Genomic DNA, 12,345 nt, shown 5'->3' with positions numbered 1-12,345 from the left:
GGCCTGCAATGAACGGAGAGGACATCTGAGGGGTTCTAGCTGGTGCGAAGCTTCCAATCATTGCAACCGTGGTGGCGGTGAACGCAATGATTTGCCCTAGGTCGTTGCACTGGGTTGCCCGTGAACGCACACTGGCACGACCGAGGAAAAGAGGACGGGCGATGCCGGGTGGCAGGCTGACCGACGAGGACCGCCGTGACATCGCGGCGGGGTTGACCCGCGGTCTGGGGTACGCCGAGATCGCGCGACGGCTGGGCAGGCCGACGTCCACCGTCACCCGCGAGGTGGGCCGCAACGGCGGCCCCCGTGACTACCGGGCCGACCGCGCCCACCGGGCCACGCTCCGACGCGCCCGCCGGCGCAAGTCCGCCACGCACCACGAGCCGCCCGCCGTCGTCGGAGCGGAAGGCCGCGACCCGGTGGCGGTGCTGGCGTTCGCGGAGGAGTTCGCCGGGCTGATGGTGCGGCTGGGGCTGCCGCGCATGGCGGCCCGCGTGCTGGCGAGCCTCGTCACGACCGACACCGGCGCGCTGACCGCCGTCGAGCTGGTCGGCAGGCTGCGGGTCAGCCCGGCGTCGGTGTCCAAGGCGGTCGGCTACCTCGAAGGGCTCGAACTCCTGCGCCGCGAACGCGACGCCCGGCGTCGGGAGAGGTACTCCATCGACGACGACATGTGGTTGCGGACGTGGCTGACGAGCGCGCGGACCAACGCGACGCTCGCCGAGACGGCCGAACGCGGGGTCGAGGTCTTCGACCCCGCCACGCCGGTCGGCGCCCGGCTGGACCGGATGCGCCGGTTCTTCGCGCAGCTCGCCGACGACATGTCCGGCGGCCCGAGCACCGACGTGGTGACCGTGCTGGGCGCGCTCGTCCGCACCGTCACCCCGGAGGGCGCGGACCGGCTCGCCGCCGAGCTGGGCTGGCCGCCGGACCGTGTCGCGGAGGCGCTGCGCGACGCCGAGCAGGTCATGCGCTAACGCGTCGACCCCTGTCGTTAGGATGACCGCATGGCCCTGATCCACCAAGCGACCGTGAACCCGACCAAGGTCGAGCTGCTGGCCGGCTGGCTGCCCGGCCGCGCCTGGCACACCGGGCCGACCGGCGAGGTGGTGCGGGTGGCGTCCTACCGCTTCGACGACCCGGCCGGCGCGGTCGGGATCGAGACCATGCTGGTGCGGGTCGGCGACGGGCCGGTGCTCCAGATGCCCCTCACCTACCGCGACGCGCCGTTGGACGGTGGCGACGAGTGGCTGATCGGCACCACCGAGCACTCGGTGCTGGGCAAGCGCTGGGTCTACGACGCGTTCGGCGACCCGGTGTACGTGGCTGCGCTCGCGGAGGCGGTCCTCACCGGTGCCGGCCAGGTCGAGGAGTTCGTGCAGCACGAGGACCGGCTCGAACGCCGCGACCCCAACATGGGCATCGCGGTGATCGGGCACGGGTCGGCCGCGGCGCCCGCCGCCGGTGCGGTCCAGCGCGTGGTCGAGGGCGATCCGACGCTGGTCGTGACGGAGACCGTCGAGCTGACCGTCCGCCGTCGTCTCGACGTCGGCGGCGAGCTCGCCGGCGCCGTCCTGACCGGCACGTGGGCCGGTCAGGAGACGCCGGTGCCGCTGGCCTCCGCCACGCCGCGCTGAGCCAGGTTCAGTCCTTCCAGGGCATCTCGTCGCGCAGTCCTTCGTGGATCGCGTAGGCGTTCTTCACCGCTGCCTTGAGCGCGCCCTCGACCCACCGCCGGTGCCGCCGGTCGCACGCGTCGTTGGCGAACCACACCCGGTTCACCGGCCGGATCACGTCCTCGTAGAACGTCTCGCTCATCTCGAACGCCCGGAACAGCGGGCCGATGCCGCACGCGAACCAGTCGAGCGCCCAGTCCTTGTAGACGCCGAACTCGAACGTGTCCCGCGCCTCCGGGTGGATCTTGACCAGGTCCTCCAACGCCTGCATCACGCTCTCCTCGCCGGCCAGCGGCGTGTACGGCATGCTGTCCTGCTCCCAGCAGTACGACGCGATCATCACGCCCTTGCGGAACCGGGTGTCCTGGCCCGCGGGCGGGTAGACGATGTTGCGGATCGCCAGGTCGGTCACCGTGAGGCCGTGCGTGATGCCGTACGCGCTCTCCCACCACCGCTCGCTGAACTGCATGAAGAGCTTGTGCGCCCGGCCGTAGTAGGTGTTGCGGATGGCGTACCACTTGTCCGGGTCGAGCCCCTGGATCTCCATGTGGCGCAGGCTCGCGAACGGCACCGTCACGATGCACTCGTCCGCTTCGACCGTCTGCGTGCGGCGGCCGGCGCGGTAGTGCACGCGCACGCCGGTGTCGTCCTGGTCGACGCCGTGCACCAGGGCGCCGAGCCGGATGTCGTCCATCAGCTCGGACTCGTACGCGCGCGGCAGCGAGTCGGCGCCGTCGACGATGTAGACGAGGTGGCCGAAGACGTCCTCGTAGAAGTGCGAGAACCACTCGACGAGGGAGAAGTGGTAGCGACCCTCCAGGTTGAACAGCGGCCCGAGCATGGCGAGCGCGCCGTCGCTGAGGCCGCGTTCCTTGAGGTAGCCCAGCAGCGTGTACCGGTCGTAGTCGGTCAGCAGGCGGTGCCACGCCTTGGCCTCGTCCTCCTGCTCCATGATGTCGATCAGCGGCTGCACGGTGTGCCGCAGCAGGTCGTGCGGCGCCTGGTCCACCTCGCCGGGCTGCAGGTCGAACGAGAACTGGTCGGCGCTGAAGTCCCGCCGCCGCACGCCCTTTCCCTGGAGGTACACGAACGTGTCCTCGTCGTACATGGGGAACGGTTTGGTGGCGAGCTTGAACTTCTCCTCGATCAACCACGAGACGAGCGGGTGCTGCTGCGGGAAGCGCATCGCGCCGAACTCGCCGTACATGTCCCCCGCGAAACCGCGGTGGGTGAGGATGCGCCCGCCCAACCGGTTCTGTCCTTCGAGGATCGTCACGTCGTGGCCGGCTTCCTTCAACAGCATGGCCGCGGTGAGCCCGGCCATCCCGGCGCCGACGACGACGATCCGCCGTCGTGGCGCGGAACTTTCCGGCAACCCTTGTTTGAGCAGGTCGAGAACGTCCAACGACATCGAGACCACCTACACCCGGTCGGACCCGCGGTCGTGCCGCGGACTGTTTGGCAGAAGAGGTGGCCATCCTCGGTAGTCCGACCGTACTCGGCCTCAAACCCGTGGCCAACGCCCTGATGGGGTGAGGCGGGCGTCGCCGAATGCGCTGAATTCGTCGGCGGGAGCGCCGAAGTGCGGAGTCACGGCGTGTCGCTTTGCGGCCGACGGGGTGGTCGTCCACCCTGTCGGGTGGCTTGTGCCGTGGCCGGCGGCCTCTGCCCCGTATTTCGGCGGTCGGACGGGTGGATCGCGGTGCCCGCCCCCGCGTCCTCGTCCCCGGTGTCGTCGCGGGCGTGCGCCGGCAACGCGCTGCGGTCGACGGCCCGCGCCGGGATCAGGCCACCCGGAGCGGCAGGTGGTCGAGGCCGCGCTGGGTCGCCGTCGGCCTTCCCACGGGCTCGCCCGCCGCGTCGAGCCGGCCGACCCCGGCCAACGCGCGGAACAGGGTGAGCAGCACCTGCCTGCCCAACGGCCCGCCGAAGCACGCGTGCGCACCGCGGCCGAGGCCGAGGTGCGGGTTGGGCGATCGGCTGAAGTCCGCCTCGTCGGGAGAGGGGAACACCAGGGGGTCGCGGTTCGCGCCGGCCAGCACGACGACCACGACGTCACCCCGCCCCAGTCGCCGGCCGCGCAGGTCCACATCGGACTTGCAGTGCCTGCTCACCGCCTGCACCGGACCGGCCAGGCGGATCAGCTCGTCCACCGCCCGGCCGTCCAGGGAGGACAGTTCGGCTCCGGTCCACGACCGCCGCGAGGTCAACCAGTGCAGGGCGTTGGCGATCAGGTCGCCGGTCGTCGAGTAGCCCGCGTCGAACACCGCGCGCAGCGAGTTGACGAGCACCCGGTCGTCGCCCGGCCGCACGGCGTCGAGCACGCCCCCGGGCGCCGCGCCCTCCCGCCAGCCCGCGATGAGCTCGTTGAGGGCGCCGCGCGCGGCGAGGGCGGGCTCCAGCCGGGTCGGGTCGAGACCGGAATCCATGCCCAGCACCATCGTGCGCGACGTCTCCCGGTAGCGCTGGTGGTCGGCCGGGAACCCGATGCCGTAGAGGTCCGCGACCGCTTGCAGCGCGAGGGGTTCGGCGACGTCGCGCACGAAGTCCACCACGCCGTCCAGGTCCTCGACGAGGTCGTCGGCCAACTGCCGCACGGACTCGCCGACCAACGACTCCCGGGACCGCAGCAGGCCCAGGAACAGGTGGCGCACGGGCGTGGACTCGGGCGGGTCGAGCACGTGGAGGTTGCGCACCGCTTCGGGCACCGGCCTGCCGAGCGCGGCGGGGTCCGAACCGAACGCGTCGGTGTCCTTGAGCACGCGCGTGCAGTCGTCGTGCCGGGTGAGCACCCAGGCGCCGAGCCCGTCGTGCCGGTGCACGGGGTCCTCGGCGCGCAGCCGCGCGTAGACGGTGTGCGGATCGGCGAGCATCGTGGCCGACAGCGGGTCGAAGATGCTGGACACAGGGCTCCCCCGGGCCGTGGTGGGGTGCGCCCGGGCGCACCCCACCGGGATGGTCATCGACTAGTGGACGTAGAACATGGCGCGCACCTCCCTCCCTGTCAGGACCGCACGTCGTCGTCCTTCACGGCGAAGCGCCCCACGGCCCAGGCCATCGCCCGCATCGACTCGCCCAGCGCTCCGGTGTGGACGCTCGACAGGTCGTCGCAGGGCTGGTGGTAGCACGGGTCGTACGTCATCCCCGCCGTGCCGCCGAACACCGCGGCCTGCTCCGGGGTCTTGATGCCGCGCACCCCGCCGAACGCGCCGCCGACCGGCACGCCCACCGCGGCGAACGGCTCCTGGTCGGAGCGGATGTCGTTGAGGTCCGCGGTGCGGAACGGCACGTCCCGCACGCGGTACCCCTGGGACAGCACGGCTTCCACCACACCGGACCCGGGCGGCCCCGGCGGCGAGCCGGTGCCCGGGTGGTCGCTGTCGTCGCCGTCGACGACGAAGTGCACGTAGTTGGGCGAGGCGATCAGCTCCCAGTTCAGGTACAGGCTGATCGCGGCCAGCTCCTGCGGCGGGAGGGTGTTCACGTAGTGGATCGAGCCGACGTTGAGCCACTCCTCGGCGCCCCAGAACGCGAAGCGGACCTTGTTGACCACTCGCGCCTGGTGCGGCGCGAGGCGGACCGCGGTCTCCAGCAGCGCCGCGACGCTCGTGCCGTTGTCGTTGACGCCCGGTCCGTCGACCGCGCTGTCGAGGTGGGCGCCTGCCATGACGACGCTGTCCGCCCGGCCGCCGGAGGTCTCGGCGAACACGTTCACCGTGACGTCGTCGTAGGAGTGCCCGCGCAGGTCGAGTGACGCCGTGCCGGGCGTCAACGACCGGGCCGAGCGCTCGCTGATGAACGCCACCGGCAGCGGGGCGCCCGGCACCCGGCGGCGCAGCACGGCGTCAACCGCGGGCGACACGTCGTAGAACAGCGCCGCGCGCACGCCCGCGGCCCGCGCGGCCACCGCCTTGTCGACCGTCGGGCAGCCGCCGGTGGGCGCGACCGCGATCGCGGCGCCCGCCGGGTAGTGCGAGGCCTGGCAGCCGTCACCGGTCGCCGCCGCGAGCGCGCCCGTGACCTGTCCGGACGGGGTGAACTGGCCCATCAGCGCACGGACCCGCGCGCCGTCGGGCGCGGTGAAGACCTCGACGTCGGCCGTGAACCCCGTGTAGGGCACCGGCTGGGTCGTCACGTGGTACCCGGCGCGCCGCAGGACGCGCTCGACGTGCTCCCGCGACCGCTCGAACCCGGGGGTGCCGGCGGCCCGGTTGCCACCGTGGCGCTTGGCGGCGGCGTCGAACTCGGCCAGCGTGGCCAGCGCGGACGACGTGCTCACCGATCCGGACAGCGCACGCGCCAACCGGTCGTCCCGGGGTTGAGCCGCAGCGGGCGCGGCGGCGAGCACAATGACGTGATCTCAGCAAATTCAGGTGAGTCGTCCGTGCTCGAAATGGGTGAGGGTGAGTGCGGCTTTGACGATGTCGCCGATCTTGCGTGGGCTGGTGGTGAAGTGCCGTAGAGCGCGCCAGCGTCCGGTGAGCAGGGCGAATCCGCGTTCGCCGAAGCAGCGCAGGCCGCGCAGCAGGGCGTTGTAGGCGCGGTTGTCGACGTCGAGGACCTGGCCGTCGGTGGGCTGTTTGACCGGGGTGAGCACGCCGATGCCGGTTCCGTCGTAGCCGCCGTCGGCGAGGGTGGGCAGGTCGAGTCGGGAGGCGGCCCAGTACAGGGCGCCCAGGACGTGTTCGCGGGCGGCGGTCAGGTCGTGCACCGAGCCGGGTTCCACGTCGCCGACCCATAGCGGGAAGCCGTCCGGGGCGGTCAGGGCTTGGATGTTGCCGCCGTGTCCGTGTGCTTTGCCGGAGTACCAGAGGTCGATCTGTTTGCCTTTTACGCTGGTGGTCTTCTCGTCGAGGCGGTCGGCGGAGAAGAGTTTCCCGTCGAGGATGATGTGGGACAGGTCCTCGTCCTTGGCCCGTCGTAACGCGTCGTGCAGGTCCGGGGCCCGTTCGGCGAGCACGGTGACGACCTCGTCGAGGTAGCGGTAGCCGGTGGCGCGGGAGATGCCGTGGTCGCGTGCCAGGGCGGTGATGTCGGTGTTCTGGCGGAACCAGCGCAGGCCCAGCACGGCCTGTTCGTAGCAGGTCAGCGCCCTGCTGCCTTTGCGTGTGCCGCGGTCGCGGCGTTCGGCGTGCAGCAGTCGGCCCAGGTACCGGGCGAGTTCGCGGGAGACGTCGAGTGTGGCACGATAGGTGATCACGAGGGGCCTCTGGTTCGGACTTGATCTTCGCAAATCCAGTCTTACCAGTAGCCCCTCGTCCTTCTTCTCCCAGACCGGGCCGCCCATCAGGTGAGCAGCCGAGCGCGCCTTCCAACACCATCACGCCGTCGATGCCTAGCCCGCCGTTGGTGAGATCACCTCAATGAACACGACCGCAAACGCGACAATGCGCATGCCACCGACCCCCGAAATAGTCACAGACGCACCACGAATAGGTGCGAGCGCGACCCGGAAACGCTCCGAGCGGCGACTCGACCTACCCGTCGCCATTCTCTCCCCTGTGGTCGGAGGTTAGCGCCGACCCGGTGGCCGCGCAACCGTCCGAGCTGCGTGATTCACAAGACCAAGGGATCACGGCGCATTCCTGGCGATCGAGAATTCCGACCCTCACCGGCGATCTTCGACTTTACCGTGCCGGTGAATACGTCAACGAAGGCGAGAATGCCGGAGGTCAAGTTCGGCGCTATTCCGAGGGCATCAGGAAAGCCTCCGACACACCGGGGGTCATCACCGGGAGTGACCACCTTGATGGCGAGCCGCAACCTTGCCAGGGCGGCGAGTGAGTTCTAGAGTTCTAGAAGTGTCAGTTCACGAGGTGGTCAGGACCGGCGGGATGGGCGCACCCGACGCGGCCGGTCGGTTCGGGAGGTTCGGCGGGCGCTACCTGCCGGAGGCGCTCATACCCGCCGCACAGGCGGTGGAGGCGGCGTTCCGCGAGGCGTGGTCGGATGCCGCGTTCACGGCGGAGTACCGGCGACTGCTCGCGACGTACGTGGGTCGACCGACGCCGTTGACCGAGTGCTCGCGGTTGTCCGAGGCGCTGGGCGTGCGGGTCCTGCTGAAGCGCGAGGACCTGGCGCACACCGGGTCGCACAAGATCAACAACGTGCTCGGTCAGGCGTTGGTGGCCCGCCGGATGGGCAAGCGGAAGCTGATCGCGGAGACCGGGGCCGGGCAGCACGGCGTGGCCACGGCCACCGCCGCCGCGTTGCTGGGACTGGGTTGCACCGTCTACATGGGACACACGGACGTCCGGCGGCAGGCGGTGAACGTCTTCCGGATGGAGCTGCTCGGCGCGGAGGTCGTGCCGGTGACGTCGGCGAACGGTGTCGGGACGTTGAAGGAGGCGACCAACGGGGCGTTGCGCGCCTGGGTGAACGAGGCGGAAGACGCCCACTACTGCGTCGGCTCCACCATGGGGCCGCACCCGTATCCCTGGATGGTGCGGGAGTTCCAGCGCGTCATCGGCGACGAAGCACGCGCCCAGTGCGCCGAGCGGCTGCCCACGGCTTTGCCGGACGTGGTGGTGGCGTGCGTGGGCGGCGGGTCGAACGCGGCGGGGACGTTCGCCGGGTTCGTGGACACGCCGGTCCGGTTGGTGGGCGTGGAGGCGGCGGGCGGCAGCGCGGTCGAGAAGGGGAAGCTCGGCGTGCTGCACGGGTTCATGTCGCACTTCCTGCAGGACGACGACAGCCAGGTGCTCGAAGCGGAGTCGATCTCGGCCGGGCTGGACTACCCCGGTGTCGGGCCGGAGCACGTGCACCTCGCGGAAGCCGGGCGGGCGCACTACACGAGCGTGACCGACGAGCAGGCGCTGCGGGCGTTGAAGCTGGTGACCAGGACCGAGGGGATCCTCCCGGCGCTCGAATCGGCGCACGCCCTGGCGTGGGTGGTGGACGCGGCCGCGACCGGTGAGCTGGCGGCCGGGTCGACGGTGCTGGTCACGTTGTCCGGCCGTGGCGACAAGGACATCCAGCAGATCAGGGAGCACCTGCGATGAGCGTGTTGGAACGGCGTCTGCGGGACGCCCGCGAGCCGTTGTTGATCCCGTACGTGATGGCGGGCGTCGTGCCGGACTGGCTCGACCTGGTGCGGGGCGCGGCGGAGGCGGGCGCGGACGCGATCGAGATCGGCCTGCCGTTCTCCGACCCGATGCTGGACGGGCCGACCGTGCAGCGGGCCGCCGCGCTCGCCGCGGGTCGCGGTGGACGGCCGAGGCCGTTGTTGGACGAGCTGGCCGGGCTCGACCTCGACGTGCCGCTGGTCGTCATGACCTACGCGAACGTGGCGATGACGTTGACGCCCGAACGCGGCGTGGGAGGGTTCCTCGACCACCTGGCGTCGGCGGGCGTCCAGGGCGTGATCGTGCCGGACCTGCCGTTGGAGGAGTCGGCGGAGTACCGGGCGCGTGCGGCGGAGGTCGGGGTCGCGGCGGTGCTGCTGGCCGCGCCCTCGTGCGGCGACGACCGGTGCCGTGAGATCGCGCGGGCGTCGTCCGGGTTCGTGTACTGCATGAGTTCGATGCGGATCACCGGTGAACGCGCCGACCTCGCCACGACGGCGCGGGAGACCGCACGGCGGGTGAAGGGGATGACCGGGCTGCCGGTGGTGACCGGCTTCGGCATCTCGACGGTCGGGCACGCGGTCGAGGCCTGTGCGGACGCCGACGGTGTCGTGATCGGCTCGGTGCTGATGCGGATGCTCGTCGACGGCGCGCCGGTCGCCGAGGTCGTGGACGAGGTGGCCGCGTTCCGCCGGGCGCTATCCTCCGTCGGAGGTTGAGAGTCGGGAGTTCCCACCGGTGGACGACGGGCGGCGCACGGGCCGCGAGTACGGCACGCGCGTGCCCAAGTACCTGGCGATCTACCGGGTGCTGGCCGACCGGATCGCGGACGGGCGGTACCCGGCGGACGCGCCGCTGCCCGCGCAACGGGAGTTGGGCGAGGAGTTCGACGTCTCGCTGATGACGGTCCGGCAGGCCATCCAGGCGTTGGAGGCGGACGGGCTGCTGGAGACGCGGCACGGTGTCGGCACGTTCGTGCGGCGGCCCTCGTTCGCCTACGGGCTCACGGGGTTGCGGAGCCTGTCGCAGGACCTGGTCGAGCAGGGCATCGAGCTGGAGACCGAGGTGCTGGACGCGCGGCTCGTCGTGCCACCCGGCGACGTGGGCGTGCGGTTGGGCGTCGAGGAGGGTCGGGTGCTGGCGGTCGAGAGGCTGCGCAGCACCCGACCCTCCCCCGGCGTGTCCGTCCCGCTGCTGCTCCAGACGTCCTACCTGCCGGCCGGGCTGATCGACGTGGAGACCTTGCGCCACCGGTCGCTGTACCGGCTCCTCGAGGAGTCGGGGCGGCCGGTGCGGCAGGCCAGCGAGACGATCCAGGCGGTGGCGTTGACCGCCGAGCAGGCCCGGGTGCTCCGGCGCGAGCCCGGTTCACCGGCTCTGTCGAGCAGCCGGCTCAGCCGGGGCGAGGACGGCACGCCGTTGGTGGACGACCGCGCGTTGCTCGTCGGCGACACCGTGATCACCGCGGAACGCGCGGTGACCGGGACGAACCTCGCTTACGGACACCGATGACGACGATCGCGCCGCAGGCCAGGACCGCGCTGACCCACGGCGCGGCCCGGTAGTCGGCCGCGGCCCGGGTCGCGGCGGCCGCCGACAGCGGCCCCAGGAACGCGCCCACGTTCAGCGCGACGGTGGCGAACGCGCCGCTCAGCGAGGGCGCGTCGGACGCGACCCGCAGCACGCGGCCGACCAACGCCGATCCGACACCGAAGGACAACGCGCCCTGCACGGCCGCCAAGGCGAACAGCGGCGCCGGATGAGTGCCCGTCAGGGCCAGCGCCGCCCACCCGACCGTCAGGGCGCACACCGCCGGCCAGAGCTCCACGTCACCGAGCCGGCCGGCCGCCGTCACCCCGGTGAACGCGCCGACGCCGAACGCCGCCAGCAGCAGGGGCACCGCCCCGGCGGGCAGGCCGGCGACGTCCGCGGCGATGACGGCGAGATAAGCGAAGGTCGCGAACGTGGCCCCGTTGACGAGGATCGCGAGCACCAGTGCGCGCTGCAACCGCCGTGACCTCAACGCCTTGGCTTCCTCCTTCACCGACACGTCGCGACGATCGGCCGGGTCCGCGGGCGTGGACCGGAACACGAACCCCAACGCGGGCACGCACAGCGCGGCGACCGCCCAGAACGCCGAACGCCACCCGGCCCAGTCGCCCAGCAGAGCGCCCGCGGGCACGCCCGCCACGCACGACAACGTGATGCCCGACAACAGGACGGCGGTCGCCCGGCCGTGCTCGGTCGGGTGCACGAGCGCGGTCGCGACGGACATCGCGATCGCGAGGAACCCGGCGTTGACGATCGCGGCCACGATCCGGGTTCCGAAGAGGACGACGAAGTCCGTGGTGACCGCGCCGAGCACGTGCACGACGACGAACGCGGCCAGGAAACCCGCCAGCGCGCGACGACGTGGCCACCGCGCGCTCAACGCGGCCATCACCGGCGCGCCGATGATCATCCCGATCGCGTAGGCGGAGGTGAGGCTCGCCGCCGCACCCACTGAGACGGACAGGTCGGCGGCGATGCCCGGGACGAGGCCGGACAGCATGAATTCCGAGGTGCCTTGCGCGAACACGGCAAGGCCGAGGACGTAGACGAACACAGGCAAGGGGATCGACTCCGAGGTCGGCGTGCGCGGTCAGGTGCGTGCGCGTGCCGACCGCCGACGGGCGATCACGATCAGGACCGGTCGGTCACCGGTCGGACGGCTCGCCGCCGGCGATCGGCGGCTCCGCTCTGTCCGACTCGGGGCTGGTCACCCCGAGAACACTAGTCACGGTGCGACCCGGCCACCAACGTCATTTCGCCCACGGCGCGCGGCCAGCCAGACCTCGGCGAAAGCGACGGCGTCGCCCAGCGGGAACAGCCTGGTGACGGCGCCACCCACCCGGCCGAGCTCGACCGGGCGCGTGCTTGCGAAGGCCGCGCCCAGCTCGGTGAAATCGCCGTCGTCGAGGACGACGTCGCGAACGGTCGTCCAGGACCGGCCGCGCGGCGTGGTGATCGCGAACGAGTTGTCGGCCTCCGGCGGCCTCGGCAGCCGGTACTCGGCCAGGTGGAACGCCGTGCAGGAGTCGAAGCCGACGCCCAGGAGCAGGACCCGCGCGTCCATCGCCTCCAGCCGCGCGAGCGGGCTGCGTTCGCCGAGTTGGCTGTCGAGGGCGTGCTCGGCCACGACTTCGGCCGCACGGGCGCCGATGGCGGCGAACGAGGTCTGCGGATGGGCGCTGCGGACCGCTCCCGGCCGGTTCCGCACGGCCTCGGGGATCACGCCGACGCCCGTCGAGGGCGTCGTGCGCGGGTCGTAGGGCGGCATCGACGCGCGGATCTCGGCCCACCACGATTCGGGCACGGGCGGGTTCCGCCAGCCGGCCGGGTCGGAGTTGTCGGCGGACTGCGCGGGCGTCACCAGCGTCCCGGCCTCGCCGAGCACGTCGAGCAGCGCCGACACGACGGTGGCGGCCCCGCCGCAGACCCAGCCGAGCGAGCTCAGCGAGGAGTGCACGACAACGGTGTCGCCCGGGCGCAGGCCGGCCGCGCCGAGCTGGGTGGCGATCGAAGCCCGCGTGCACAGCGGACCGGTGGGCGGTTTCGACACCGCC

The 12,345-nt window shown here is 71.8% G+C and carries 11 protein-coding genes and 1 pseudogene; 6 read left to right on the top strand and 6 right to left on the bottom strand.

The features are described from left to right. Nucleotides 1–161: 161 nt before the first annotated feature. Together AB0H12_RS34515 and AB0H12_RS34510 are read left to right on the top strand one after the other, a co-directional pair. A pseudogene (locus AB0H12_RS34515) lies at nucleotides 162–812 on the top strand (GbsR/MarR family transcriptional regulator); the annotation flags it as partial. A 195-nt stretch (nucleotides 813–1,007) separates the two neighbouring features. Beyond that, nucleotides 1,008–1,637, top strand: coding sequence for a CG0192-related protein (locus AB0H12_RS34510; protein WP_499628595.1), 630 nt, complete (start codon nucleotides 1,008–1,010; stop codon nucleotides 1,635–1,637). A 7-nt stretch (nucleotides 1,638–1,644) separates the two neighbouring features. Here the strand turns inward: AB0H12_RS34510 and AB0H12_RS34505 are convergent, their stop codons facing one another. From AB0H12_RS34505 to AB0H12_RS34490, 4 genes are all read right to left on the bottom strand, one after another. Further along, complete coding sequence (locus AB0H12_RS34505; RefSeq protein ID WP_499628594.1) at nucleotides 1,645–3,087, bottom strand: flavin monoamine oxidase family protein; 1,443 nt, start codon at nucleotides 3,085–3,087, stop codon at nucleotides 1,645–1,647. Between the two features lie 373 nt (nucleotides 3,088–3,460). Beyond that, nucleotides 3,461–4,582 carry a cytochrome P450 gene (locus tag AB0H12_RS34500; RefSeq protein ID WP_499628593.1) on the bottom strand — a complete coding sequence of 374 codons (1,122 nt, stop codon included), beginning with the start codon at nucleotides 4,580–4,582 and terminating at the stop codon, nucleotides 3,461–3,463. 98 nt (nucleotides 4,583–4,680) lie between these two features. Next, on the bottom strand, nucleotides 4,681–5,955 hold the full coding sequence (locus AB0H12_RS34495) for a M28 family peptidase (protein ID WP_499628592.1): 1,275 nt from the start codon (nucleotides 5,953–5,955) through the stop codon (nucleotides 4,681–4,683). A 90-nt stretch (nucleotides 5,956–6,045) separates the two neighbouring features. After that, the gene (locus AB0H12_RS34490; RefSeq protein WP_499628672.1) at nucleotides 6,046–6,876 is read right to left on the bottom strand and encodes a transposase family protein; all 831 of its coding nucleotides are present in this window, start codon (nucleotides 6,874–6,876) and stop codon (nucleotides 6,046–6,048) included. Between the two features lie 326 nt (nucleotides 6,877–7,202). On the opposite strand from AB0H12_RS34490, the gene AB0H12_RS34485 reads away from it, so the two are divergent. Genes AB0H12_RS34485 through AB0H12_RS34470 form a run of 4 tightly spaced genes read left to right on the top strand, consistent with a single transcriptional unit; the run spans nucleotide 7,203 to nucleotide 10,252 of the window. Further along, complete coding sequence (locus AB0H12_RS34485) at nucleotides 7,203–7,460, top strand: hypothetical protein (RefSeq protein WP_499628591.1); 258 nt, start codon at nucleotides 7,203–7,205, stop codon at nucleotides 7,458–7,460. Between the two features lie 50 nt (nucleotides 7,461–7,510). Then, nucleotides 7,511–8,677 carry a tryptophan synthase subunit beta gene (trpB, locus tag AB0H12_RS34480; protein ID WP_499628671.1) on the top strand — a complete coding sequence of 389 codons (1,167 nt, stop codon included), beginning with the start codon at nucleotides 7,511–7,513 and terminating at the stop codon, nucleotides 8,675–8,677. Then, on the top strand, nucleotides 8,674–9,459 hold the full coding sequence (gene trpA, locus AB0H12_RS34475) for a tryptophan synthase subunit alpha (protein WP_499628590.1): 786 nt from the start codon (nucleotides 8,674–8,676) through the stop codon (nucleotides 9,457–9,459). Before trpB ends, trpA begins: the two co-directional genes overlap by 4 nt. Nucleotides 9,460–9,478: 19 nt before the next feature. After that, nucleotides 9,479–10,252, top strand: a complete 774-nt coding sequence (locus tag AB0H12_RS34470; RefSeq protein WP_499628589.1) for a GntR family transcriptional regulator — start codon at nucleotides 9,479–9,481, stop codon at nucleotides 10,250–10,252. Here the strand turns inward: AB0H12_RS34470 and AB0H12_RS34465 are convergent. Next, nucleotides 10,200–11,351: a Cmx/CmrA family chloramphenicol efflux MFS transporter gene (locus tag AB0H12_RS34465; protein ID WP_499628588.1), complete on the bottom strand. Its 1,152-nt coding sequence runs from the start codon at nucleotides 11,349–11,351 to the stop codon at nucleotides 10,200–10,202. The genes AB0H12_RS34470 and AB0H12_RS34465 overlap by 53 nt on opposite strands. A gap of 165 nt (nucleotides 11,352–11,516) precedes the next feature. After that, nucleotides 11,517–12,341 (bottom strand): AAC(3) family N-acetyltransferase, encoded by an 825-nt coding sequence (locus AB0H12_RS34460; RefSeq protein WP_499628587.1) that lies wholly within the window; start codon nucleotides 12,339–12,341, stop codon nucleotides 11,517–11,519. Nucleotides 12,342–12,345: the final 4 nt, after the last annotated feature.

Origin of the sequence: Actinosynnema sp. NPDC023794 (genome assembly GCF_040639675.1) — a bacterium.
GTDB lineage: Bacteria > Actinomycetota > Actinomycetes > Mycobacteriales > Pseudonocardiaceae > Actinosynnema > Actinosynnema luteola.
The sequence above is the reverse complement of the archived record's forward strand: the minus strand, read 5'-3'. Positions and strand labels throughout refer to the sequence as shown.